The sequence below is a fragment of the Paraglaciecola sp. G1-13 genome (genome assembly GCF_055809255.1).
Map to the genome: position 1 here is coordinate 2,779,776 of NZ_CM147903.1, position 26,869 is coordinate 2,806,644.

Below are 26,869 nucleotides of genomic sequence, written 5' to 3' on the forward strand. Positions count from 1 at the left end.
GTGGTAACGGGGCTTATCTCTTTCTGGCGCTCGCCGCTGTCTTCTGTGCTCTTGCACATAACGCGTTATTTTCGGGTCGCGGGATATTATTAACGCTTAATATACTCTTATCTTAGCGCGCTACCTAAACGTTTAACATCTCGATTTTTTATAAATGCTTAATACCCACTCCAGTCAATAATTCATCATTTAGCAAAGATTTAAAGAAACTTAATCACGATAAATAGCCCCCCCACAAAAACAAATTACACATAATTCTTTTTATTTAGCACATAAAAATTCAACAAATTGTATTGAGCTTGTTAAAACAATGTGCAATTATCCACCGTAATTGTTAACAATTAATTGTTGCAATGAGTGGTATTTCTTCCAAAAATTAGTAAATACATCGACAAAGACAGCTGAACTTCGATTCCAAAGAGTAAGCGGGACAAGCGAAATCAAGCTGACTCATGAAATACCAAAATGGTACTCAGATACAATACGGACAATAAGGTAGAAACGCATGAAACACTTTACACATAGTTTTACCCATACCAAACTTGCCAGTGCCGTGGCGTTTGCACTAATAAGTTTGCACACCACTTCACCTGTTTATGCTCAACAAGCGGACGACCAAGAAGTAGAAGTTATCAATGTGAAAGGCGTCAGAGGTGCATTGGTTAGCGCAGCAAATATAAAACGTGATTCAGATGGGGTCGTTGATGCGATTACTGCACAAGATATAGGTAAATTCCCTGATACCAATTTGGCTGAATCGCTGCAACGTATTACCGGTGTGTCAATTGACCGCTCCAACAACGAGGGGAATCAAGTCACGGTGCGCGGCTTTGGACCTAGCTTTAATTTAGTCACCCTTAACAATCGTCAAATGCCCACATCATCCACTTTGTTAGAAGACGGAATTGATCGCAGCTTTAATTTTCGTGAAATTGCCGCAGAGAGTGTGTCAGGTGTAGAAGTATACAAAACCGGTAAGGCGAACATTTCCTCTGGTGGCATCGGCTCTACTATTAATATAAAAACCGCGAAACCTTTTGATTATGATGGCTTCAAAGCCGTGGCAACGGTCAAAGGCGTAGTGGATACCAGTGTCGAAGTGGGCGATAGCGTTACACCCGAGCTGTCAGGTATGGTGAGCCAGCAATTTGCAGACGGTAAAGTCGGTGTGCTGTTGTCTCTATCACACGCTGAGCGTGACAGTCGTAAGGAACGTGTCGGCACACCTGGCTGGGTGCCTGAACGAGGTTCTAACGTTGATAAAAGTGGTATAGATACAAATCTAAATCCAAGTCGCACACACTGGGCACCATTGTCCATCAGTGTGGATACCCACGATAACCACAGAGAGCGACAAAATGCGCAATTGGTGCTGCAAATGGCACCAAGCGACACCTTAGTTGCAACATTGGACTACACCCTTTCACGATTTGAAGAAATCTCGAACATTAATCGCACCAGCTTTTGGTTTGACGGTGATACAGGAGGTGACGCAGATGCTAACGGCACAGTCACTAATCCGTTTAGAAATGACGATGAGTTGAATTTTTGGTCGTATCACAACTACTTTAATACTGAAAATGATTCAATCGGCTTGAACCTTGAGTATCAAGCCACGGAAAACCTAAGTTTTAATTTCGATTACCATGACTCAACGTCACATTCGCAGCCAGATGGGCGCAACTCAGAAACCATCATGAACCTGAAAAACCCACGTGTGAACGATACCAATGGCGATGGTATTGCCGACCGTGGCGGCGTAGATGTGAGCATTACGACTCACCCAAATGGTCGACCAGATATATTCTTCGATGCAGCCGATTTACCCGGTCAAGACCCTTACGCCAGCCAGAACATTCAATTTGATTTGTTTCAAACCCGCGGATACGAAATTGAAAACAACATCAAGCAAGCACAGTTACATGGACAATGGCTCAATGCCTATAGCGGCGCGTTAAACAAAATCAATTTCGGAGTGGCCAATACCGATTACACAATAGACACCTATGCCAAGCGAACCATCGCCTTCGTGCCGCTTGATATTTCTACTTTGGATTTACAGTTCAATAGCAGCAATGGCTTTGGCAAAGACATAGGTGGCAACAGCAACTTCTTTCCTTTGCTATCGAGTTACAGCGCTCAAGACGCTTTGCAACTGGTGAAAGATCAAGGTTTTTACTTTCAAGAAGACCCTGTATACAACGGTGTAAATGAAGAAACCTTCGCCGTTTATTTATCCTTTGATTTTGAAACAGAATTCAATCAGATGCCGATTAAGTTCAATGCAGGCCTACGCTGGGAAGACACAGATGTCACATCAACATCTCTTCAACGGGGTATTAAATCTTTAAACTACGTTAATACAGCAGGGCGTTTTGGCGAAGTGTTTACCGACGAGCCGACCAATATTCGTCTTGAAGGCAGCTATACACGATTATTGCCAAATATGGATTTCAACATCGAGTTTACTGACGACTTAGTCGGTCGCGTATCATATAGCACCACCTTGAGCCGCCCTGATTTATCATCATTGTTTCCCTCAACAACCATAGATGCAAGACCTGACGGTCCTTACAGCGCCTCAATTGGCAATCCTGGATTACTGCCTCTTGAATCAAAGAACATCGATTTATCGCTAGAGTGGTATTATGGCAATGGTAGCTACGCATCAGTAGGTTTCTTCAAAAAGTACGTTGAAAACTTTATCGGTATTACTACTCGAGAAGGCACGATGCCTGATGTGAACGGCAACCCTCTTACCGATCCGAGTATCATTCCTCGCCCAGGTTGCCCAGATGAAGTAGTCGGCGGCAACCCCGCGTGTTTCTCTACCTCTGACGATCCAGAAATTACCTTTTTAATCTCATCGCCCGATAATTTAAATGATGCCGAAGTAGATGGTTGGGAGCTCAATCTACAACACATTTTTGGTGAAAGCGGATTTGGTACAGTGGCCAACATGACCTTTGTCGATGGAAACGTTGAATACGATGTGTATGACGTTAACAGCACCTTTGCGTTAACCGGATTGAGCGATTCAGCAAACCTTATCGCATTCTATGAAAAAGACGGCTTTCAGGCACGTATTGCTTACAACTGGCGGGATGATTTCTTATTGGCGCTCTACCAACCTCAGCGTCAAGGGGAGCCAAACTTCGTTGAAGCGTATGGTCAGTGGGATATTAATGTCAGCTATGACATTAATGAGAATCTGTCGGTGTTCGTCGAGGGATTAAATATCACTGAAGAAACTACCCGCAGACATGGCCGCTTTGCCGATCAACTCATCAGTGCAGAGCAGTTTGGTGCAAGGTACAACATAGGTGTCAGTGCTAAATTTTAGCGCTGGTATTATATAAACAGAGGGCTAATCATCGCCCTCTTACATTGATTACACGTGGTACAGGGAATTTGATATGTTTAAATTTACACTCTATAGGCACTTTAAAATGGTGGCGCAAACCATTTTTACATTGAGTGCGCTGTTGCTTGCTCCTCATGTGGTTGCAAAACAACGCCCCAACATAATATTGATCATTGCAGATGATTTAAATTGGGACGATCTTGGGGCCTACGGTCACACTGGGGTAAAAACCCCCAACCTAGATAAGCTCGCCAAGGGCGGTATGCGCTTTGATAACGCATTCTTGACGGCAAGTTCGTGCAGCCCTAGCCGCGCAAGTATGATCACTGGCCGCTACCCTCACAACACCGATGCAGAGCAGCTTCACTGGCCTTTGCCGAAAGAACAAGTCACTGTTTCACAAACGTTACGTGACGCTGGCTATTGGACAGCAGCCGCTGGAAAGTGGCACCTAGGCGAAGACACCAAGCAACGATTTGATGAAGTGGTAGAGTCTAGATATGGCATTGATGAGCCCTCAGGTAGCGCACAGTGGGTGCCGCTGTTAGAGAAACGCCCAAAAGACAAACCGTTTTTCTTATGGTTCGCCTCATGGGATTCACATCGTCCGTTTTATCAAGGTGAATACCCCCATAAACATACTCAAGACGATGTGCGCTTACCGCCTTATTACCCAGCGACCGAACTTTACATGAATGATTTCGCCGCCTATTACGACGAGATTTCCCGCTTAGACGAACACGTTGGCAAGGTCGTCAATACTCTTGAACAACAAGGCGTAGCAGAGAATACCTTGATCATATTTGTGGCGGATAATGGTCGCCCCTTTGCCAGAGACAAAACCACGCTATACGACTCAGGTGTTAAAACCCCATTTATTGCCTATTGGCCAAATGGGATCCCCAAAGGCAGCGTTAGCCAAAGTATTATCAGTAGCATAGATTTAGCCCCTACGTTTGCAGATTTAGCCAACACAAATATCCCAAATACCTTTGAAGGTAAAAGTCTGACTGAATTATTCGAAGCCCCTGAAAAGCCATTTCGAGAGTATGCGATTTCAGAGCGTAACTGGCACGACTTCGAAGATCATGGCCGTTCCGTACGCACCGAGCAGTATCGGTACATTCGCAACAACTACTACGATTTACCTGCCACACCGAGTGCGGACACGGTTTACCACAAAACATGGTGGGAGCTGAGCCGATTATTCGAGCAAGGTGCATTAACGCCAAACCAAGCTAGACCGTTTCTGGCCCCAAGACCCAAAGAAGAATTATATGATTTGATCAACGACCCGTTCGAGTTGACAAACCTTGCCACTGACGAAAACTACTTTGGTGTGCTTGCGCATCACAGTGCAATTTTAGATAAATGGATAACATCAAGTAACGACTTTATCCCGAGTTTTCGTACGCCAGATGATTTCGATCGTGTGAGAGGCGCATATGCGCCTCATCGCAAACGTCCTAGGCCCTCGAAAATGCATATGTACCAAGCATCTGGTCGCTACTGAACATAAAAGTGGCTCAAGTTCCCGGTAAAGGTGGCGAAGCGGTTAATCGTCGCCTTTTTTTATTCATTCATGTGCACAACTGAACATGAATTTAATTGCTAAATCGGCAAGTCATCTAACAACAAGGTCATAAAGCAACTATTCGGGTCAAGCGGGTAATTAGAAAACGGCCCACAATCAACAAAGCCGAATCTACGATACAGGTTTTTAGCGGGTTCGAAGTAACTCATGGTGCCGGTTTCTAAGCTTAGGCGGCATAACCCACTTTGCTTGGCATGGTGAATCAAATGCTGTAGCAACGCCGCTCCAACGCCACGTTTACGGGCATCATGAGCGCTGCGCATGGATTTAATTTCGCCATGGGTGCCCGACAACGACTTTAATGCGATGCAACCTAACACCTTGTCGTTCTCGCGAGCTGACCAAAACGTGATCGATTCATGTTTAAGCGCCTGCATATCTAATGCATGCACGCTTTCGGGTGGCGATGTGGCGTACATATCTGCTAAATGCTCTTCTAGCAAACCTCGCACCCCATCACAGGTTAATGTGTCCACGGCTATCTTCATCCCCTTGCGCTCCTTTAAGCAGTTCTTTAAGCATTTTTTTAAACACGCTATTTGAGCGCGTAGTTTGAGCGCGTAATATGCCATTACCTAGCTTTCAAACGCCATACTTTTGCAATTCACACGGCTTCTAAGTCGCAAACACGTGTACTTTTTATCGAGCTAATTGATCTTTGTCAATTCATCTAAGACACGCTTTGCCCAAATTTTAGCGCGTTTTACGCATTTCTTTTACGCTTGTTTTCACTACCCATCGCTTGCTTATAACCTTAGTCAAAACCTATATGTGGCAAGGTTTAGCACCTTCTAATCAATACTGACCCCGCCCCAAATAATGCTCAATTTTGGCAATGCGATCATTGCCAAGCACCATCAAATCAGGAATACAAATGTGCAGTTACCTTTTATTCGGTACTTGTATATGATTTATCAACACGAATATTTGTACGGACAAATTTTAATGAGTTTGAAATTGAATAAACAATTTTTGATTTTAATCATAGGCGCACTGTTAGCGAGCTTCACTCTTGCCAAACATGCCTATGCAGATTCAAACGATGCATTAGCGCCCAAAAGTAGTGTGCAAGACGCCCTTGCAATGCCACTACATACCGTGACGATTGCCACTTTATCGTTGGAACAAAGCCTATTGTTTTACCGTGATGGTATGGGCATGCAGGTTGAAGGGCCTTTAAAAATAAGTCCTGCTCTGGAAAAAACACACCGTGCACTATGGCAAATGCCAGACGATCTAAGTTGGCAGACTTATCGCTTATATCGAAAAGGGGTAGACAGCGCCATACAAATTCGTCTTCTTGTGCTGAGTAAGCCCATGCCGACCATCCATGATAGTTGGAACTCGAGAGAGCTAGGGCCTTTCTCTTTGGGCTTTCCCAATACGGATACCATTGCGCTGGATAGACACATTCGTACCATAGGTTTTGGGGCACTCAATACGCTTGAAAGCTACCCTATCCCACGCGCGGATGGTAGTACCTACCAAATAGACGAAACCATTTTTAATGCCCCAGATTTTAATCATGGAGTCGCTATCACCCGTGGCAATGGTATGGCGCAATTGGGCCCAACAGACGCAAACGGCAAAGGTGGGCCTGCCTATTCGGCACAAGTGATCACAGATTCAGCATCACAGCTTACCTTTTATACGGACGTACTTGGCCTTGAAATTCGCTCAGACAGGGTATTCAAATCCGCTGGTGACAAAGGGGCAATGAATCTGCCCAATGGCACCGAGTTCAGATTCGCCATTGTATACAGCAAAGGCGCGACGACGGGCCACATGCTGTTTGTGGATTTTCACAACGTTGAACCGATCAAACCCAAAAATGCACCTAGCTTACCGAATATTGGCTTAGGCATGTGGAGCTTCCCTGTGCGCTCGATACAACAGGTCATGGATAATGCCGACGCACACGGCGCAATGATAGTCAGTCAGCCTGAACGGGTTAACGATCCGCTTGTGGGCGAATCCATGGTTGCCACGTTACGTGCCCCCAACGGCTTTTTAATTGAAGTGTTTGAGGTGCAACCCTAATGCGCGCCTTCAAACTGACATCTATATTACTGGGTTCTTTGCTGTCCTTCTTTCTGGTGTCCTTGTTGATCGTGCCTTTTACTCACGCAAAAGACTTCACACTTAACGGGTTTACCGAAACCGTTTTTATCGTCTCAGACGTCGAAAGAAGTAGCCTGTTTTACCAACAATATGCAGGTTGGGAAGTACGCTCTACAGAAGACGTCGCGCCAGAGCTAAAGCAGTTATGGCAACTGCCCGAGAAGGCACGCCTAAAGCAAGTACTGCTGGCCAACAAAGGTGAGCAACGTGGTTACGTGCGTTTAATTCAAATCGACAACGTAGCGCAAGAGATTATTCGGGCAAACACCCAGTCGTGGGATGTTGGTGGCATATTTGACGTTAACGTGCGAGTGGCTGATATGGCAACTAAACGTCAACAGTTGCAAGATGCTGGCTGGCGCGGCACAAGCGACCCCGTCTCATTTACCTTTGGTCCTTATGAAGTCACTGAGTGGATAGCAACTGGTTTTGACGGCATCAGTTTTGCGATGATCGAACGCATCAAGCCCACGCTAGAAGGCTGGCCAAACGTAAAGCACATGAGCCGAGTGTTTAATTCCACCCAAGTCGTCGATAACATAGACAAGTCTTTAGCGTTTTACCGCGATGTACTTGGCTTTCAAGTGTATTTAGAGCACAAAGGGGCCAGTAAAGATGCGGGACCAAATGTGCTGGGACTACCCTATAACCTAACCACAGAAATTCCCCGTTCAGTGTACATTTTGCATCCACAAAAACGAAACGAAGGGTCAGTTGAATTGCTGCAGTTTCACGGTGCTATGGGTAAAAATGTTAGCGCCAAAGCCGCGCCACCGAATTTAGGCATTGTCACCCTGCGTTTTCCAGTAGACAATTTACCTGCACTCAAAGGGTATTTGCTCGAAAATGAAGTGCAAATTGTATCTCAGGCGACGCTGAATTTACCTCCATATGGAACAGTGGATATGCTGGCAATTAGAACGCCAGACCAAACATGGATCGAGTTTTATCAGGCGCGTTAATATAATAATAAAATAGGCTGAATTCATGTCACTCGATATCAATAAAGTAGTCATTAAAACTTCCCTTACCTCATGTTTCGGAAGCCATTTTAAAGAAGTTGAAGGGGCCAATGCCTTCATTGATGAGCTAGCCGAAGATGCAGAAGAAGTGTCTTTCGCGCAAGGCGAATACGTGTTTCGAGAAAAAGACGCACCAGAATACGTATACATTCCTGAGTCTGGCTCATTGATGCTTGAACGCTCTACCGCGTCAGGTTCACGCCAAGTATTTGCCTTTCTGTTCACAGGTAATCTCGCTGGATTATCTGAAAATGTCAGTTATAGCTTTAGCGCAAAAGCACTAACTAACTGCGTGGTCATCCGCATTAGCCGTAAGTTAATGCAAGATATTTTCGATAAATACCCTGCGGTAGCCAAACGTTATCACGACGTTACTGGGCATATCTTGTCACTGATTTTGGATCAACTGTTTATCATGGGGCAAAAATCTGCTCACCAGCGCTTAGCTCACTTTCTATTAGATATGGAACATAGGCTGGGCCGTGGTACACATCGCTTTTTATTGCCCATGAGCCGACAAGATATTGCTGATTACCTAGGCATGAGTTTAGAGACCGCTAGCCGCGGGTTCAGTAAATTGAAAAAAGACGGGTTAATCTCTATCGAAAGCAACTACCAAATCACCGTTACCAACAGCGAAAAGCTGATTTCCTACGCTGATTAATTTGTCCATCAGCAGTACAAAGCAGCACAGTTGATCATTATCAATGCGCCATTTTTAGATGGCGTAGATATTGTTATCTGTTTTTAAGCGAAGCAAGCATCAACAACGTCGGTAACGATAAAAATGGAAAACCAAACATGAAAATCAGATCCTCTTTATTTGCAGTCGTACTGTGTGCCCTGCCCTGTATTCAAAGTATTGCCGCCCCTGTAAGCGACGAAGACCGTATTTCAGTCGATATTCGCCGCACAACCTTTCTCGTTAATGACATCGACACGTCGTTGCAATTATATCGCGATGCGCTTGGTTTAAACGTGATTTACGATCAGATGATTAATAGCCCCATGGAAAACGGCGAAACCCGTAAGCGCCGTTTGGTGCTGATGCAAGCGAACGACACCTTCATTGGTGCACTAGGTTTACTGCAATACATATACCCTGAAAAGCCCCAGCGCCAAGAGAAGTTCGATGAGCCGGTCCCCGGTGACCCTATTATGGTGATGAATGTATCAGACCTAGACACTCGATGGAAAAGCGTTGAGCAATCCCCCAAGGTAGCCGTTATTGAGGCGCCTCACCATGTTGAATATCCTAGAGCAGACGGTGGCAAAATCGCCGTCATGGTGTCTATGATCCGCGATCCAGATGGTTATTGGATAGAAGTAAATCAATTGCTCGACGCCCCAGCTAAAGCCAGCGACTAAGTTAGTCCGCTATAAAAAAAGAATAATAAAATTCTACAAAGCAGCTAATAACCCCTTGTTATTGGCTGTTTTTTTATTTCATTCATCAATATAAAACGAATGACTCTTTTACTGCACAACCAGTTATTTAAGCAGATTAAGATTGTTGATTTTTATCAAACCGCCTCCGAGTTAGCAGTGCTAGATTGCCAATACCGATAAAGCAATAATTTGTTCGCACATACCCACACTCAACAGGAATGCCAATGACACTAATAATAAAAAAGCTCCCGCTGGCGATTGCATCGATTTTGATGACGCAACCATTGATTACCCTAGCTCAAGAAGCACCGGCTGTGCCCGTAAACGACGATGCGCTGGAAATCATTGAAGTCACCTCACGTAAAAAAGTCGAGTCATTAAACCGTATTCCTGTGGCCGTTTCCGCGTTTTCTGACACCATGATCGAGCAACAAGGCTTTCAAAGCATCGATGATATTGCACGCTTTTCATCTGGGTTGAGCTTCTCTAAAGCCTTTGGTCGTGCCACGGAACGCCCGGTTATTCGCGGTATGGGCAACGTACTCGCTGGTATACAGTTTGGGGTTGAGTCAGGCGCGGCTTACTTTATTGACGGCAACTACTATTCTGGTGATGTACAGAGCTTAGATATGTCAGACGTTGCCCGAGTTGAAGTGGTGAAAGGCCCGCAAAGTGCTTTGTACGGGCGAAATTCTTATTCAGGAGCAATTAATTTCATCACCAAAGGCCCTGATCACGGTGACTTTACCGGCAACGTAAAATTGAACTTGGCGCAGGATGCACAGCGCACAGCTTCTGCGTATATCAGCGGCCCGTTAAATGATTGGTTAGCAGCCAGCTTAAGTCTGCGAGATTACCAAGTTGACGGTGATGATAATTGGCGCAATATCGTCACCGATGACATAGTGGGTGGCGAAGACACGCGTTCAGTTAGCGTTGTTTTAGATGCGGCCCCCTCTGACAAACTCGGTGTGCGCTTTCGATTTCAAAGCCAAGAAGACAGAGATGAAACACGGCCGTTTTTCCTAACCCCCACCAGCGAAAACAACTGCGCACCTGGCTACCGCTCTTTGGCCTCTTGGGCTGCCTCTGGCTCTGACAATAACTTTCAATACTTCTGTGGCGAGATTAAAAACCAGCCCATTGCCCTTAACGATAAAGCGGATGCCGACGGTATACCAAACGAGGTGCCGGGTGTTCCGGTTAGTAGCTTTCTACCTTCTGGCTCAACGTTTTTCGGCACGCCTTACGATACTGCAGATGGAACCGCCTTTGATGGCGTCGGTCGAGATCTGATTATTTCGAGTTTGGCAATGGATTATGAAATCGATGCAGGCTATAGCATGTCGTTAGCACTGGGTTATCGCGATGACGACGTCAGTACGGGCTCTGATGGCGATAATTCATCGGTAAATTATACCTTTGCACCGGGACAAGAGGCCTTCTTTGCCAATACGTCACGCCAAGAAACCAAAGATAAAACGCTCGAGTTCACCTTGCAATCGCCTGAAGGAAAACTCCAGTGGATGGCGGGTGCTTTTTACTATGAGCAAGACCGAGATAGTTTTGATCTGACCTTTGAAGACACCAAAGTCGGTATTTTCCAAGACAACAGTACGGTCACCAACAAGGCCGTTTATGCCTCTGTTGATTATGAATTTAACGATAAGCTTGACGGTACACTTGAAGCTCGCTGGGCCGAAGAAGAAAAAACGGTGACTGAGTTTGCCCCAGATGGCCTAATGACGTTTGATGCGGATGGCAATTGGAACAACTTTACCCCCAGAGCCACCCTCAATTACCGTTATGACAGCGACACCATATTTTACGGCATCGTCGCCCAAGGCGTTAAACCTGGCGGCATTAATGGCTCAGCTGGCGCCGACACGGGCAAACCCACCTACGAGCAAGAAGAAATTACCACTTACGAGCTCGGTATAAAAAGCAGCGCCTTGAACAAGGTATATGCCACGGTTTCTATGTTTTACAACGATGTAAGCGACGTGCAATTGACGACACCGCTGAATGTACCATCAGGCAATATCACCTCTGTCGCCACAAACCAAGGCGAAGGTAAAGTATTTGGTATAGAGCTGGATATTAACGCCCAGTTTACCGATAACTTATCAGGGCGGTTTACCTATGCATTAGCGGACACCAAATTTACCAAAGGTTGTGACGACTTTCAGTGGTCATTGACCAGCGGCGGCGGAGTGTTAACACCTGGCACGACTACGGGTACCGATTTTAGAGACGATTTTGGTATTACCACGCCCGCTAGTTGCTCTATCGATGGCAACGCGTTCCCTCTCAGTTCGAAGCATCAAGCCAGTGCATTTTTAGAATACATCACGCCCATTACCGGCGAACTCGAAGCCTTCTTTAATATCGATGCCAGCTATGAGTCCAAAAAATATGTGCAAGTGCATAACTTAGCCTATGTGCCCAGCGCTATCATTATGGGCGCCCGAATGGGTGTAAATGCTGAAAACTGGCGGATAAGTTTATACGCTAGAAACCTAACAGATGAAGATGCTCCCATTCTAACATCTCGCTGGTTAGGCATTCCTTACTTTACCTTTTCATCCCTTAACACTGCGCCTGACGGGGCTGATAATGGCTCACCGCGAGCATTTTTCAGTGCCGCTCGACGAGGTCGACAAGTGGGAATAGACATGACATATCGCTTCTAACATCAAGGCTTGGTGCGGTTGAAAGTTGGTGCGTTTTGAAAGTTGGTTCGTTTGAAAGTTGACGCGTTTGAAACTAACTCGCTATCCTGATGATCATAGACAGTAAAACGGAGCCCCTTGGCTCCGTTTTCGTATTGTGTGATTAATATTTATAATGCTTACTCCCAAGCTTGTCTCCTTTCCTAGTATAAAATTCCACTCTTAAACCGCCGGGAGTAACCCGAAGTTTTGTAAAGGCATCCGTCGGGAAAACATCACTGGATTTTTTAACCTTGTAGGTACTGCTTGTTAGCGTATCAATCGTTCCTCTACGTTTAAAGCTTCTCCTGTTAGGGTGCGGGTAAGGCCAAAATAGCGCAGATGAAACCACTGACGTCACGGTAACACTCGTACTCAGTTCTAATTGAGAGGCCATGCAGGCATGCACATCACCCGATAAAAAAACCACTTTTCGAACTTCGTTTATTCTAATGCACTCAAAAATCTCGTCTCGCTGATGAATAAACCCATGCCATTTATCTGACGACTCGGATTCATAGGGCGGCACACTGGACACAATTATTTTCACCCGTTCACTGCCATCGCTTAACCACGTTTTTAAGGCCGCCATCTGCATCGGCCCTAACATTTCTTGGGCCCCTTCTGTTAGGTGGCGCTCTGTTCTAGTGTCACATACGAACACATCACAGCAGCCATCACTGTATGTGTACCAAAGATGCGTCGGTGCACCTGTGATACGGCTACCGTTCAAATCAAAGAGCGGACTATGACTGGCCTGATACGTCGAGTATGCATGAATAGCGGCTGGAAATTTTGTCACCCAGTCTTTGGCGTTAGCAGATTGCGGCCAATTATCTTCAATTTCATGGTCATCTAGGGTCATATACGTTGGAGTACACGACATTAACCTGCGCAAATATTTAGACGTAAAGACTTTGCGATAACGCTTACTGTATTCGTCTAGGGAATCATCGGCGCAAATGACGTTCAAGTCATCCGCGTAGATTTGATCACCGCACATGATGAGCTGATCAACCTGATTATGGTCTTTTGTGTGCTCTAAAATGGATTTGAAGGTTCTATCACTGCGATCATCCCACCACAGTCCGCCGAACAATCGTAAAACATACCGACAGGAGCCAAACACAATGGTTCTTGCTTGCGTCACATCTGATGATGCGGTTCTCATATGGTTGATATCGATATGCTTCCAATTCAGCACGTTGTCGACATTGATTTCGCTAGAATCTACCTCGGAATAAAACCAACCTACCTGATATTCATAGGCCGTATTTTCTTCTAACTCGGTTAACACCACCACACCCGTTAGGTCGAAATTCGGGTTCATTTTAAAATACAAAGGGGGACTGAACGCCGACTTACCCGCTTTTCGATATTGAATGACACCGTGAGCCTTACGCGGACTACCATCATAAATAGACAATTCAGCCCGCCCAAAAATTCTAACCAAATGATGTGAAGTGTGACCGGTAATAGGACCAACCGTAAGATTTTGTACATCCATGTTGTGTTCCTTTTCAAAAGAAGGGTGAATAAAAGGCTGAGAAGTACAAACGTCAAAATTGACTCAGTCTAAAAATGAGCCTAGTACATGATGTTAAAAATGCATTAATGGGGAAAAGACTAGAATATGCTTTTTCGTGATGCGCGTTACCCTTTAGCACGGATCAACATGCAAAGTTCTCTGCTACAGCGTTGCCCCGACAGATAACCAGCCCTTAGTCTTTAGTTGAATCTCATTCAACTCAAATATACGTACAATGGGTGTGTATAATGAAGTAATAGCATTGCTTAGTGTATTTTATTACACAGGTAGTGCAGTTCCAGATAAAGGCAAAGCAATTTCACTTATTGTTAAGACAAGGAATATTTAGGTAAATGTTTAGACCGAGTTTATGGGCAAACGAGCTGGACTATCGACGAACTGTGCTGAAGGTTGTCCTGTGCATCATCATTTTCGCGGGCTCCATTTTTGTTGTTAACAATTGGCTCAACGGGTTCAAAGTGTATGCGTTAATTGAATTGGCGGTTGTTTTGTTTTCTGTAGGGCTACTCGCCATTCACAAGAAAACCCCCAATCTAACACTTTGGTCGTCCTTGTTTCTATTTGCCGTTTATACGGTTATTTTGATTGGTATATTCACCGTCGCATTTAAAGCGGCCCTTTATACTTGGCTGTTCTTAATCCCAGTCCTTTCTTACCTTCTGCTTGGCATCACCCTAGGCAACGTGTTTACCTGTGTGTATGTCATTGCTGGCGTGGCTATTCTTTGTAGGGCTTTGTCCTTTGAATCAAGTGAGATACCTCTGATATCGGTGGTGAACATCAGCTTATGTCTATCGGCTATTTGGGCCTTGTCGTACACCTATGAATCAAAAAGAGCAGCAATGGTTAAACGATTGCAGCAAATGGCATCGGTGGACCCGTTAACAGGTTTAAATAACCGGCTGTTGCTCGATTCCAGCTTCGAGATGCTGTGTGAAAGTCTCCCGGAACAACAACAAACAGTGTCAATGTTACTCATTGATTTAGACCACTTTAAAAAGGTCAACGACGAATACGGCCATGATATTGGTGATAAGGTGCTAATTGAGGTAGCTCGGCTTATCAATGAAACACGTCGCTTAAATGACTGGGCTTTTCGCCTAGGGGGTGAAGAATTTTGTATGCTTATCCCAGACACCAGCGAGCAGCAGGCTAAAAATATTGCTGAACGTATCCGCTTAGTCGTAGAAAAAGACATATTGATTAATAGTAAGGACATGAAAATCAGCGTGAGTATTGGCGTTTCACACTGGCCTGAAGATGGTCAGACGTTGAACCAGATTTACAAACTGGCGGATGAAAGACTATATAAAGCTAAGGAAACAGGTCGTAATAAAGTCATTGCTCACTAAGGGCCTCCCCTGCTTCTTTCACCAAACCATTTCACAGGTGCATCTTGCCAGTGGGTGGCCTTATCATTTTGTGCCTACTGTTTACTCGTCCCTCGACTCATTTCAATCAGACGGCTATACGTTCTGCGAAACTCGAAAGTCAAAGCGCCGTCTAGATAAAGCTCATCGAGCGGTACATCACAACTTAGGTAAAGCCTAACATTTTGGTCGTAAAGCTCATCGATAAGACTAATAAAGCGCCGCGCTTTGTCATCATTCTCTGAGTATGACAAGACTCGCTCCCCCGTAACGGTCGCTTGATTATCCCCAACACCATCTTCCGTGCCTCTGGCTTTTATCCAGCCTCTGACCCTTGCCCCTAATTGAGGAACCTCGCTAATCATCACAGTCTTAAAATGCGATGCAATTTCCATATAATCGAGCTGAGAGCGCGGCCCTTCGCACAGTGCACTAAATTCAAACCAAGCAACATTGCTAGCGGTTTTCATGTTGGTCGCCTTGCGCACGGGAATATCACGATGGCAAATTTCTATCGTGGCGTTTGTCACTTGTGTGCTATCCACCTCCTGAGTCAACTGAGCAAACACAGCGGGGAAATTCATATTTTCTGAAACGCCAACATACGTGGACAAGCTACCTAAATCCGCCTCACTTAGGGACGTGTCTAAATGATGTAAACGATGATCTTGCTCGCCGCAAAGATGCAACATATTGGTATGTTGCTGCAACAGTGCGATACAGGGCAAAAATTTATGTCGCGCTAAGCCATTTTCATATAAGCGTTCGATAGGTATATTCGATGTCGCAACCAGCACCACACCTTCTCTAAATAAGCATTCGAATAAGCCTGATAACAGCATGGCATCGCCGATGTCTGATACAAAAAATTCATCGAAACATAATACGCGACGCTCATTACCCAGTTCTTGAGCGAGCGCTTTTGCTACGCTGACTAGCGGGTTCGGCTGACCGCTGTGCTCATTAAGCGACTGATGTATCCGCGCCATAAAGCGATGAAAATGCAGGCGCAATTTTCCATCTTGCGGTAAGCAATCGTAAAATAAGTCCATCAGAAACGTCTTACCTCGGCCCACATCTCCCCATAAATAAAGCCCCTTTACCTGTGCAGCCTCGCAAAGGTTTCGCTCCATAAGTTGATGATAAAGACCATCAAGCGCCTCTATCGCTTCACGCTGGCTAGCGTCTTCAATCAAGGTTTTGCCCAGTTGAGACTGATAAACACTAATTGGTGAGAGCGGTGGTGAGAGTGATGGCGAAAGTGACATTGAGCGAAGGCTTTGCCCATCAGGCATGGTTAATGATTCCAGTCTAAAGCGTCAGTAAAGAAGCACTCTAACGACTTTTAAGCAACTCGCCAAATGAATTTTCATTTGCTTAATGCTCATTACAAAATCTCTGTTAAAAAGTGCATTTCAGAAGAATTCTATTACGTCTCTAAGCGTTTGATTTCATCGGCAATCAAGTATGGGTCTTCCATAGGGATGAAATGCGTGTGCCCGGGTAGGTAGTCCTCGATTGCTCCTGGAATGAGCCCAACTAAACCTTTGTAAGTGGCTGACGGGCGAAAATCAAAAGGTGCGTCGTCTTTTGTGCGTTCTTTTACCCGCAATATTTTTACTGCGGCGGTGATTGAGGACAAATGCTCAAGCAACAAACCGTTGCCAGAGCTTTGATAAATCGCAGCCTCGCATAAAGGCGGGCAAGCTAACTCACACAATTCACTGTCGATTTTATGTTCACCTGTTGGTGTTTTCTTTGATGTACTTTTTGGCACAAGGGCATAGTCGCAATAGTCTCTCAACACTTGAGGATCCCAATCGCTAAAAGGCGGGCGGCTACTAAAACGCGTAAACATTTCATCTGCGGACACCCATTCGTTGCGCCTTGACGCAATCGGGCTTTTTGCCGGATCGGTTTGTGTTGGGTCGGGGGAATCTGGGGTAAAAATAACAGGATCTAATAACAAAATACGCTTGAATCTATGAGGCAATTTACATGCGGCCTGCAAAACTACATGTCCGCCCATCGAGTGACCGCAGGCTGTTATGTCGCTCAAATCTAGGGTTTCGATTAATCCGATAAGATCATCACCAAATAACTGAAAACTATAGGGCGATGCAGAGTTTTCACTTAACCCATGACAGCGCAAATCAACCGCATAAACGTGCCGATTACCTAGTGCCTTAATGATTTTGTCCCACACTCGAGCATGAAACCCCGCGGCGTGAACCAATAGCAATGGCGGACCGATACCTTCCCACTCATAAACATTCAAAGCGATGCTATTTATCTTGCCTGCGTGCAATTCAATAGTGTGTCTTTTGGGGCCTTGTGACGACATTTACTGTTCCAAATTTACGTTAATCTATAAAGTGCTGCAGTGAAAGCGAACCCATGAACACATTAAACCCTGAATACGCCTAGCCATTTACACTAATATTATTTAGCGACTCTTGATAGCTTGGCTACTGAACTCGCCGTAGCCGTGAGTACGTCGTTTTCATTATAAATATGCCCTTCGACAAAGGCCACTTTATAGCCTTTTCTGACTGCCCAACCTTCGACCCGCAGTTTTCCTGCACGCGTTGGCTCCAGATAGGTGGTTTTGATCTCCAACGACGAAATATTGATAATATCTTTATTAAGTGCCATCACCGCATGACTCATCGCTGTATCAAGCATGGCCGTAACAAAACCGCCCTGTACAACGTCTATTGAGTGGCAATAATCTTTCCCAATATTAAATTCAAATCGGCAAGCGTCTTTTTCAACATCAAAATCAACCAGCTTCCCACCCAATAAACTTATGAACTTAGGGGCATGCTGGTTTATCTTTTCAATGGCTTGTTCTTTACTTGGCATAATATTACTCGTCATAAAATAGCTACCTGTGTTTCATTTGATAAGTGGATGTGTCACCTAATGCGCAAGAGCGATTATTATCGAAACAGAAGATCATGGATAATTTCATCTGATGATGAGTGTTTATAACGTAACGAATCTCACTCAATAGACTTTGCGTTGACCTTTTTTTGAAAGCTGGTTTTGTGATAAACGCTAACTATGGATTAGTATAAATTTCAATCGTTCGTTTGCCGTTCCCAAGGCGGATATACTGTGGCTTTATAGAAAGGTGAGGCTTTACTACCTCTTCTCATTTTGGTCGTTTGGCGCGTTGTATGTGTTTACGTTTTCATTACGCCATTAATACGCTTATGTATGCCAATCTCGGGTTGAAGTGGTAAAGAGAACGTTATTTTACAACCTATCGAATTTTCGTCGCTTTATTAAACGGTTTAATCACGGTTATTTAGTTTGCTAAATACCCCCTAATGTAAATATCGAGAATAATGTGTCTATACCAAAAATCATGCAAGGCCGACTCTCCCTCCCCGTGGTGGGTGCGCCACTATTTATAATTTCAGGGCCAGAACTCGTGATCAGCCAGTGTAAGGCGGGTGTTGTAGGTTCATTCCCTGCTCTAAACGCGCGCCCTGCAGAAATGTTAGATACTTGGCTGACCAGAATCAACTCTGAGCTAGATGCTTATAATCAAGCGAATCCCGACTGCCCAGCCGCCCCTTACGCAGTCAATCAGATAGTGCACAGCTCAAACGATCGATTAATGCACGACGTGGAAATATGCGTAAAGCACAAAGTGCCCATCGTCATCACCTCACTAGGGGCAAGACCAGAGGTATTTGACGCTATTCATTCTTATGGTGGTATATGTTTGCACGATGTGATTGACAATCGCTTTGCCAAAAAGGCAATTGAAAAAGGTGCCGACGGGCTTATCTGCGTGGCAGCCGGTGCAGGCGGTCATGCAGGGACACTTTCCCCGATGGCGTTTATTCAAGAAGTAAGAGAATGGTTCGATGGACCCGTTTTGCTGTCAGGCGCTATTTCGACGGGCCAAAACGTATTAGCCGCGCAAGCCATGGGCGCTGATCTGGCCTATATCGGCTCAGCTTTTATCGCGACTAAAGAAGCCAATGCAGACCAAGCTTATAAGCAAGCTTTGGTTGACTACGCAGCAGGCGATATCGTGTATACGAATTTATTTACCGGTGTTCATGGTAATTACTTAAAGCCATCTATTGTGGCTGCAGGTATGGATCCGGATAATTTACCTCAAAGCGATCCTTTGAAGATGGACTTTGGCTCAGGCAGTGATTCAAAAGCGAAAGCGTGGAAAGATATCTGGGGCTGTGGCCAGGGCATTAACGCGATCAAACAAGTTCAATCTACTCAAGATTTTGTTAGTAAACTAACGTCTGAATACGAAGCAGCGAAAAAAAGGCTGCTAGCCCTATAGAACGCAGGGCTAACTAGCTGGCTAACGTAAACGCTATGTTTATTGCGCTATATCGCTGATTTGAACGGTTGGCTGGGTATTGGTGAAGTTAACCAAATCAGCCAAAATCACCTCTTGATGTGGCCCGAACGCCTGCTGGAATGATTCAACTGATTCGAAAACCAAGTGCCCCATGGCAATATACGCAGGTGCTTCGCCGGGAGCACCCCCCCCAAGCCCTAAATCAGCATGGGCCGACACAAGGGCATCACCGACTAGCTCAGCAACCAGCGGCAAATGCGTAGCGCGGTAATAATCCATATCGAAGGTAGCACTTTCACTGTTTGGGTATAACACACTGACTTTAATCATTAAATTTATCCTACTAAGATGATATTGAGTATTGGTGCTTTAGCAAAAGGAGCGGTCTATGCACCAACGTGAGCAACTGTTCAAGTATGTATTACGCTCTGGCTCTGTGCCAGTGTTTTATAGTTTCATACACGTTTAGTAACGTATTTGGCTCCCCCCGCTTCACACTTGCAACGTGATAACAGCGAGCTTTTTACATCGCCCGGCTCTTCACATCCCCCGACCCTTTACATCGCCCGACCCTTTACATCGCCCGGCAGTTAATCGCTGCCATACGACCGATGTGCACGGTTAAATCGTCACCTTTACCCCGAATACTGTTAGGCCCATTCGTATACGAAAAACCTGATGCGCTTGGTTCCTGAGTCAACTCTATCTCGTCGTTGTTACGCGTCATAACGGCTCGATCACTGTCGTTGTAAAAACGCACCGTCACAGGAGCGTTTCCATCACATTCAAATATCACCCGGGTATATTGCTCGGCCTCTTCAGCCTCTACACGTTTTTTATCTTCTAGATTAGCTTCTGGGCTACATGCTTGTAAGCCAAGTATTAATAATGGCATGAGTAGCACCGTTTTCATTTTAGCTTGCATACTGGTTCTCCCTAAATAGTCGATAGAGCATCGGCACCGTTTCACGATAAAGAACATTTAAAGTCGTTCGCTGACTTCTTGTGCCGCTCGCAAACCCGATACTATCGCAGACTCCATACCAGAGTACATAAACTCAGTGTGCTCACCGGCGAAATGCAACTTATCCTCAATGCTTGCCATATGAGGAACAAGTGTTTGCACTTGCCCAGGGGCGAACTGGATATAAGCTCCCCTTGAGAAGCGCTCGTTTGCCCAAGACTGATGGTGCACCACCTCGATTTTCCCTTTAAGCCCAGGGTAAAAGGTGTTGAGTGCCCCTTTAACAACATTAATGGCATCAATCGCTGGTAGCTTATCCAAGGCCTTTGCTTGTGGGCCATTTATCCAGCTTGTTAAGTAGGTTAAAGAACCACTCTCATCGACTTGACTAAATACGCGCCCCAAGGTGTTGTCCGTCCATAAATTAGTCGCTTCTAGCATGGACACATCCGCCTGCTTGTTAACAGCGAAATGCACTTGTGTTACAGGCGTATAAACGGCTTCATTTATAGCACGACGTTTGTGGGTGCTTATATCGCAGTGAAGGGCCACCTCCTTTAACGCAGAAAATGGGCTGGTGATGATACAGCGTTTAGCTGAATATTCGCTGCCATCTTCACAACGCACCTTGACTGTGTCTGTGCCTTCTATGATATGGCTTACCACCTTATCAGTACGAACAACATCTCCCACGCTATCAGCCAGTGCTTGAGTGAAGCGGCTATTGCCCCCTTGGACTTTCTGCGCGCCTCTTGCGCCTACTCGCGCTAAGCTCAAACGATAAAAGGCATCGGCGGCAGATAATTGTTGCAGGCTCGAGGCATTTACATTCGCCTTTATCAGGCGTAGCGCTTCTACTGATATGTTTTGCTGTTGAAAATACTCCTCAAGTGAAATGTCTAATGGCGCGTATTTCCCTAACGTCCAGTCAGAGGGCAACGCGTACTTTGGCCCCTGCCCCAACGCTTTATAATACAAGCTTGAAGGTAAGGTTTTTTTGTCATCGCCGAGGAGCTTATTTTGCGGATGGGTAGGCCATTCAGCTGCGCTAATGCGCTGGCCATTTATCACAAAGGTATTTTGTTTGGCATAATTCCCCAAAGACACCAACGGTAAACCTAGCTGCTGGGCATACGTGCGCATCATGCCGTACCCTTGACCAATTTGAAGCCCTCCTGCTTCCGCGTTTATGCCATGGGTATTAACAGTAAGTATGCGCCCGCCAACTCGCGCGCGCGCTTCTAAAACCAGCACATTATAACCTTGCTCTTTTAAATAACGCGCACCGGTAAGCCCAGCCAACCCTGCGCCAATAACAATGACATCAGCATGACTGTCACTTGTGGCCCAAAGCGGCGCAGCTATTGCATCAGCCCCAATTAATAATGAACTAGCGGCTAAGCCCTTGATAACGTGCCTGCGTTGCATAAGGTACCTCAATTGCTATTAACACCAAATTGGTTTTAGCCAATAAAAAAGCGAGATAACTCGCTTTTTTATAAGTTGATAACGACGTGAAACATTAGCGCATCACGCTCTGTATTTGAGCATCAAACTAGAACTTGTATGAAGCCGTGATACCAAATTCACGACCTCGACTTGGTGCAACAGGAAACGCGCGAGCGCCATAAGCAAAGCTCTGTACATCAACATATCTAAATACATAAGTAGGCGTGTCATCATCCGTTACGTTGTTCACCCAGGCTGTTAAACGTATATTCTCTAGCTGAACACCTGTTTTGAGGTGTAAAAGCTTACGCGAGCCAGTTTCAATCAGGTTATGTACATGGGCATAACGCGTTGAGTCGTAAGCAAAGTCCAAACGGCTGAACAACTCCATACCATCATTAATTTGGGTCGAATAATTTAGTGCTAACGTGGCTTCGTTTTTCGGTACTTGTGGCGGTGTATTGCCTTTTAAGTCACCAAACTCGCGCAGGTTGTCACCTACACAGAAACTAGAAGCACCGCCAGGGGCGAAGAAGCGACATTGATTAGAGTCAAACAGCTCTTCAAACTGTGCATCCGTACGTGACAGGCCAAAGTCCAAGTTGAAGTGCTCGTTGATAACCCATTTACCTTGAATTTCAATCCCTTTGATTTCAGTAGAGCCTGCATTAGAGGTATAAGAAACGGGTGGACCCTCAACCTCATCATAGCTATCCGTCAGTTGCTGCTTAGTCCAATCCATAGTGTACGCCGCAGCAGAAACGTATAAGCTGCCATCAAACATGGTGGACTTAACCCCTAGCTCGTACATCACCATGTCTTCTTCATCAATAACCACTAAGTCATCAGGTAACAAAGTGCTGGTGTTAAAGCCTCCAGGGCTGTTACCTTCAGAGCGCGTTAAATAGACTAAAGTGTCGTCATTGACATCGTACTCGGCGATGAAGCGCGTGGTCGTGCTGTCAAACTCATTGCTGACATCGGCGAATTGTTCATTTTGAATGAGGGTGTCATACGCTTCGGTCGTGACTTCATCGCTTGAGCGACGTATTTCAGCTGATAAACGGAAATCATCGGTAAACTCATACGTTCCCATCGCCATAAACGCAGTGTTGTCTAGCTCTTCAGCGAAGTTGTCTACCGCTGAGGGCTCTGCTTCTGAGTGCCATATGTATGCACCGACTGACCAATATAGCCTGTCGTCAAATGCACTGGAACTGAAACGAATTTCATGACTGTATTCATCTGAGCCAGAGGAATCAAGGGTATACCAGGAGTCTGCCGACGTGAAATAAGGCCCACCACTGAAAAAGCCAAAACTAAAGGATTGTTCATCGCCGTTGTAGGTCTGATCCAAGCCTGTTTCACCATCATAGGAATTCCAACCGCTGATCAAAGAGACTGTTCCAAAGTCAAAGTGATGGTTTAATTTGAAGCTGATGTGCTCGCTGGTATTACGCAGGCCATAGTCGTCATTATCTAAAAATCCACCGCCACCAATGCTGATAGGCTGGTCCGTTAACGCTTCGCCGCAGTAGTAAGGGCGCGTGTCTAAGAAGCAGTTGTTCTCTTCAGCCCCTTGAAAGCCAAACGGCTGGGTTTCATCGTCGTTTTCGTTGTAAATATAGTTAAGGGAGATATCGGTATTTGTACTCGGGGTAAAGTACAAACCTAGCATGCCAGATTTGGTTTTCTCGCCGCCTACATCGGGGCCATCTTCTTTGGTGTTGTTCCAATCACCGTCGTAACTGTCTGCGGAAACAGATGCTCTAAAAGCGAACATATCATTAAGCTTACTCGAAACCCCTGCGGCAAGTTTTTGGTTACCGTTTTGGCCCAAGGTTAAATTAACATAGCCTGATAATTCATCCGCTGGCTTGCGAGTAATGAAGTTGATAGCACCAGAAAAGGTACGGCGACCATATTGAGCACTTTGCGGCCCTTTAACAATCTCTACCCGCTCAATCAAATCTAGAGGCAAGCTTTGAATCGAACCACCAAAATATACGCCATCAATAAAATAGGAGGCTTTTTGTGAACCGAACCCTGGGATCCACGATACGCCACGTATCACCGGAATATCAGATTGACGACCAAAGGTTTTCTCCATGGACATACCCACTGCACTAACGGCAATATCATTAATGTTTTGCAGGCCACCTTTTTCAATGTCATCCGCATTGAAAGTCGTTACAGAAATAGGAATTTTGTTAAGCGTTTCTTTACGATAACGAGAAGTTACCTCAATTAACTCAATCGCCTCTTTATTAAATTCGGTTTCAGTATCTGGCGCGACCTCTTGGGCGAAGGCCCCGAGTGGCGCGGCGACAAATGGTGCCACTAGGGCTAACGTAATCATTTGCGCTAATTTGCTGCGACTGTAATGCATGTTCATGGATGGTCCCTCTGACTTTATTGTAATAGTTCGGTTTTGTGTGCATTCCCGGAAACACGAATGTAACGAGCTGACGAATATCACTTTAGCCAAATTTGCACGGACAAATTCGCCCAAAATTTCCACGATTGACATTTATCAAAGAGAATGAGTTGATAAATGTCAATGTCATCCCCTGATCAAAAATGGTGACGCATGCGTTTGACTGAAGATAAGAAGGTTGGGTAAGTCGTTGCTAATAAACATAAAAAAGGCGGGTTAGTTAATCACCCGCCTTAATTGCTCTGTGTCTTGAATTGCATATCAGAAGCTAAAATGAGGCCGTGTTTCCTTGATTTTTAAGCCTGCCTGCATCCAGCGCAAATTCATGCCAGTGGTGGGATTAGTGCGGTCGCTCCAAATATAGGTGATGGTTTTACCTGTGGCATCATCAATCAGACCCAGTTTGAAAATAGGATCAAAGGTATTCTGATAGGTCAGTAACGCCAGTTGAATCGAGTAGCCTGACTTTTCACCCGTTTTAGCGTCCTGCAAAGGCACTATTTGCCCTTCGTTGTGCAGCAGTAAATTGCGGTTAAACACCCACTTGGCATCCTCGGGGGCATCTTTACCGCCAATCCGTGTGCCGCCCCAGCCAGTAAAATAAACCACTTTTCGGTTTTTATGAGGAATACCCGCTTTGTTGCCAAACACATAGTTACCATCTTCATCGGCGGCTTTGTCGGCTATCCAAATTTCGTTATCGGTTAGCCGCAATGTATCGTTAAAAAATATCTTCTTGCCACTGCGCTTTGACACGATGCTGCAGGTATCCTGGCCCATGGTGCCATCAAAATACTGGCCGTTGTATCGCCAGTACACTTCGCACCCTGGATAGGTCGTTATCTCGTCAGTACTCAATGTTTGGTATACCTCAGGGTGCAAGTGGGAATCGGCATATTTGGCTTCGTCTTTGAACCGATAAATATTCAGTTGCAGTGCGCCCTTTTCTTCATTGCGAATAAATTGGTACAAGCGCTGACGATACACCTTGCTTGGGTCGCCATCCATGTACTGTTTTACAAAGTACGTGGTGCCCTCAAGTGCCGGTGTTGCAAGCGGCGCGAATACATGATGAATATGCTCGTGAACCTGTAAACCTGGCTCCTTTTCTTTAGATATATTGTCTTGCCAGTGCTGTTCGTGATTATCAAATTCAGCGGCAAACCACTGGTGGAATAATGCTTCTTGAAGAGTGTCTTTAGCTTGTATCTGAGCTGACGCCATTGAAGCGCTCTTTTGGCTCGCGCTGTTTTGGCTAGCGCCTTCTTGGCTGGCGCTCTTTTCGCTGGCGCAACTGGCTAAACTTGCGGCCACACATAATGCGGCAATGATCTGTTTCATAGCTTTCCCTATTGGTTAAATAAACGCATTTTTGCTGCGCATGGTGGCAATATCTGTATCACTGTAACCCAGCTCAATAAGCAAATTTTCAGTGTCTTGGCTAAACGCCGGTAAAGTAAAACTGGGCTGTGCTGGCTCCTGTTTGAACTTCACCGGCACCCCTAAATGCAAGTTGCCTTGCTCATCCTTGAGCAGCATCTCTCGCTGGGCTAAATGTTCGTCACGAACGGCGTCATTCAAGCTGCGCACCGGTGACCAGCACACATCTATGTCAGCCAAGAATTCGCTCCATTGGCTCAGCGTTTTAGTCGCAAAAGTAGCGTGAAAGAAGGTTTTGACTGGCCGTTGTGCCTCACCAGGAGGTTCAGAGCAAAGCGGAATTAAATCTTCTCTGCCCAGTGCCGTCAGTAAATTTTTAGCAAATTTAACTTCACTGCCACCAAGCGTTAGGTGCTCGCCGTCGCGGGTTTGATAAATGTTATACATGGCTGCCCCGCCCCAACTACGCTCATTTTTAGGCTCAGGTGAGCGGTTTTCGGCAAAAGGTGGGCCCATAACGTTGGCGTACCATGCCACCAGCGAGTCTTGCATAGAAATATCAAGGTAATCCCCTCGCCCAGTTTGTTGACAGCGTAACAACGCCATCAACACCCCAGAAAAGGCCATTAAGCTGCCCGCCATATCGGCCACTGGCATAGCCGGTTGCGCTGGTTTTCCATCTCGTCCTTGATTGATTTGCAAAGCGCCTGAGTCCGCTTGAATACTCAAATCGTGGGCGGGGTTCCAACGTTTAGGCCCCGTTTGGCCATAAGCCGAAATTGAACAATAGACGATCTTGGGGTTAATTTTTTTAATCGTTTCAAAATCAATACCGAGGCGCTCAACTACGCCGGGGCGAAATGCTTCCACCACCACATCAACGGTTTCGCAAAGCTTATAAAACGCCTGTTTTCCTGCATCACTTTTTAAATTTAAGTTGATGCTTTTCTTGCCGCGAAACACATTTCTGAACCACACAGACTGGCCGTTTTGCTTCAAGCCGATTTCACGCACTGGCTCACCTGTGGGCGGCTCTAGGCTAATAACTTCTGCGCCGTGATCCGCCATCATCATGGTGAAGTGCGGTCCGGGTAGAAACAAAGATAGGTCGAGTACTCGATAGCCGTCTAACTTCACCTAATACCTCTTATAAATAATCGATTGAAAGCACGTTTTA

General features: G+C 45.5%; 20 protein-coding genes. 9 read left to right on the forward strand and 11 right to left on the reverse strand.

Annotated elements, in window-relative coordinates; genetic code table 11:
* The first annotated feature begins 505 nt into the window (after positions 1-505).
* Positions 506-3,343, forward strand: a complete 2,838-nt coding sequence (locus tag AC0L6N_RS11645; protein WP_473474760.1) for a TonB-dependent receptor — start codon at positions 506-508, stop codon at positions 3,341-3,343.
* 73 nt (positions 3,344-3,416) lie between these two features.
* Positions 3,417-4,877, forward strand: a complete 1,461-nt coding sequence (locus tag AC0L6N_RS11650) for a sulfatase family protein (RefSeq protein WP_473474761.1) — start codon at positions 3,417-3,419, stop codon at positions 4,875-4,877.
* Between the two features lie 98 nt (positions 4,878-4,975).
* On the opposite strand, the gene AC0L6N_RS11655 is transcribed toward AC0L6N_RS11650, so the two are convergent.
* On the reverse strand, positions 4,976-5,446 hold the full coding sequence (locus tag AC0L6N_RS11655; RefSeq protein WP_473474762.1) for a GNAT family N-acetyltransferase: 471 nt from the start codon (positions 5,444-5,446) through the stop codon (positions 4,976-4,978).
* A gap of 469 nt (positions 5,447-5,915) precedes the next feature.
* On the opposite strand from AC0L6N_RS11655, the gene AC0L6N_RS11660 reads away from it, so the two are divergent.
* From AC0L6N_RS11660 to AC0L6N_RS11680, 5 genes are all read left to right on the forward strand, one after another.
* Positions 5,916-6,998, forward strand: a complete 1,083-nt coding sequence (locus AC0L6N_RS11660) for a VOC family protein (RefSeq protein ID WP_473474763.1) — start codon at positions 5,916-5,918, stop codon at positions 6,996-6,998.
* Complete coding sequence (locus AC0L6N_RS11665) at positions 6,998-8,041, forward strand: VOC family protein (RefSeq protein WP_473474764.1); 1,044 nt, start codon at positions 6,998-7,000, stop codon at positions 8,039-8,041. The genes AC0L6N_RS11660 and AC0L6N_RS11665 overlap by 1 nt, the downstream gene beginning before the upstream one ends.
* 25 nt (positions 8,042-8,066) lie before the next feature.
* Positions 8,067-8,765, forward strand: a complete 699-nt coding sequence (locus tag AC0L6N_RS11670; protein WP_473474765.1) for a Crp/Fnr family transcriptional regulator — start codon at positions 8,067-8,069, stop codon at positions 8,763-8,765.
* Positions 8,766-8,902: 137 nt separating this feature from the next.
* Positions 8,903-9,469: a VOC family protein gene (locus AC0L6N_RS11675; RefSeq protein WP_011575472.1), complete on the forward strand. Its 567-nt coding sequence runs from the start codon at positions 8,903-8,905 to the stop codon at positions 9,467-9,469.
* A 245-nt stretch (positions 9,470-9,714) separates the two neighbouring features.
* Positions 9,715-12,183, forward strand: a complete 2,469-nt coding sequence (locus tag AC0L6N_RS11680; protein WP_473474766.1) for a TonB-dependent receptor — start codon at positions 9,715-9,717, stop codon at positions 12,181-12,183.
* Between the two features lie 142 nt (positions 12,184-12,325).
* Here the strand turns inward: AC0L6N_RS11680 and AC0L6N_RS11685 are convergent, their stop codons facing one another.
* Positions 12,326-13,708 (reverse strand): alkaline phosphatase D family protein, encoded by a 1,383-nt coding sequence (locus AC0L6N_RS11685; protein ID WP_473474767.1) that lies wholly within the window; start codon positions 13,706-13,708, stop codon positions 12,326-12,328.
* Between the two features lie 374 nt (positions 13,709-14,082).
* On the opposite strand from AC0L6N_RS11685, the gene AC0L6N_RS11690 reads away from it, so the two are divergent.
* Positions 14,083-15,102, forward strand: a complete 1,020-nt coding sequence (locus AC0L6N_RS11690) for a GGDEF domain-containing protein (RefSeq protein ID WP_473474768.1) — start codon at positions 14,083-14,085, stop codon at positions 15,100-15,102.
* A gap of 74 nt (positions 15,103-15,176) precedes the next feature.
* Here AC0L6N_RS11690 and zapE read toward each other — a convergent pair whose 3' ends face one another.
* From zapE to AC0L6N_RS11705, 3 genes are all read right to left on the reverse strand, one after another.
* Positions 15,177-16,415, reverse strand: a complete 1,239-nt coding sequence (zapE, locus tag AC0L6N_RS11695) for a cell division protein ZapE (protein WP_473474769.1) — start codon at positions 16,413-16,415, stop codon at positions 15,177-15,179.
* Between the two features lie 134 nt (positions 16,416-16,549).
* Positions 16,550-17,464: an alpha/beta fold hydrolase gene (locus AC0L6N_RS11700; protein ID WP_473474770.1), complete on the reverse strand. Its 915-nt coding sequence runs from the start codon at positions 17,462-17,464 to the stop codon at positions 16,550-16,552.
* 98 nt (positions 17,465-17,562) lie between these two features.
* Positions 17,563-17,985 (reverse strand): PaaI family thioesterase, encoded by a 423-nt coding sequence (locus AC0L6N_RS11705; RefSeq protein WP_041714473.1) that lies wholly within the window; start codon positions 17,983-17,985, stop codon positions 17,563-17,565.
* A gap of 490 nt (positions 17,986-18,475) precedes the next feature.
* On the opposite strand from AC0L6N_RS11705, the gene AC0L6N_RS11710 reads away from it, so the two are divergent.
* On the forward strand, positions 18,476-19,441 hold the full coding sequence (locus AC0L6N_RS11710) for an NAD(P)H-dependent flavin oxidoreductase (protein ID WP_473474771.1): 966 nt from the start codon (positions 18,476-18,478) through the stop codon (positions 19,439-19,441).
* Between the two features lie 39 nt (positions 19,442-19,480).
* Here the strand turns inward: AC0L6N_RS11710 and AC0L6N_RS11715 are convergent, their stop codons facing one another.
* From AC0L6N_RS11715 to AC0L6N_RS11740, 6 genes are all read right to left on the reverse strand, one after another.
* The gene (locus AC0L6N_RS11715) at positions 19,481-19,792 is read right to left on the reverse strand and encodes an EthD family reductase (protein ID WP_011575480.1); all 312 of its coding nucleotides are present in this window, start codon (positions 19,790-19,792) and stop codon (positions 19,481-19,483) included.
* Positions 19,793-20,036: 244 nt separating this feature from the next.
* A complete protein-coding gene (locus AC0L6N_RS11720) occupies positions 20,037-20,387 on the reverse strand; it encodes an MliC family protein (RefSeq protein WP_011575481.1) in 351 nt (116 codons plus the stop codon).
* 57 nt (positions 20,388-20,444) lie between these two features.
* Positions 20,445-21,854 (reverse strand): flavin monoamine oxidase family protein, encoded by a 1,410-nt coding sequence (locus AC0L6N_RS11725; RefSeq protein ID WP_473474772.1) that lies wholly within the window; start codon positions 21,852-21,854, stop codon positions 20,445-20,447.
* Between the two features lie 127 nt (positions 21,855-21,981).
* Positions 21,982-24,270, reverse strand: a complete 2,289-nt coding sequence (locus tag AC0L6N_RS11730) for a TonB-dependent receptor (protein ID WP_473474773.1) — start codon at positions 24,268-24,270, stop codon at positions 21,982-21,984.
* Positions 24,271-24,573: 303 nt separating this feature from the next.
* The gene (locus AC0L6N_RS11735) at positions 24,574-25,653 is read right to left on the reverse strand and encodes a chromophore lyase CpcT/CpeT (RefSeq protein ID WP_473474774.1); all 1,080 of its coding nucleotides are present in this window, start codon (positions 25,651-25,653) and stop codon (positions 24,574-24,576) included.
* A 15-nt stretch (positions 25,654-25,668) separates the two neighbouring features.
* Positions 25,669-26,829 (reverse strand): CaiB/BaiF CoA transferase family protein, encoded by a 1,161-nt coding sequence (locus tag AC0L6N_RS11740; protein WP_473474775.1) that lies wholly within the window; start codon positions 26,827-26,829, stop codon positions 25,669-25,671.
* Positions 26,830-26,869: the final 40 nt, after the last annotated feature.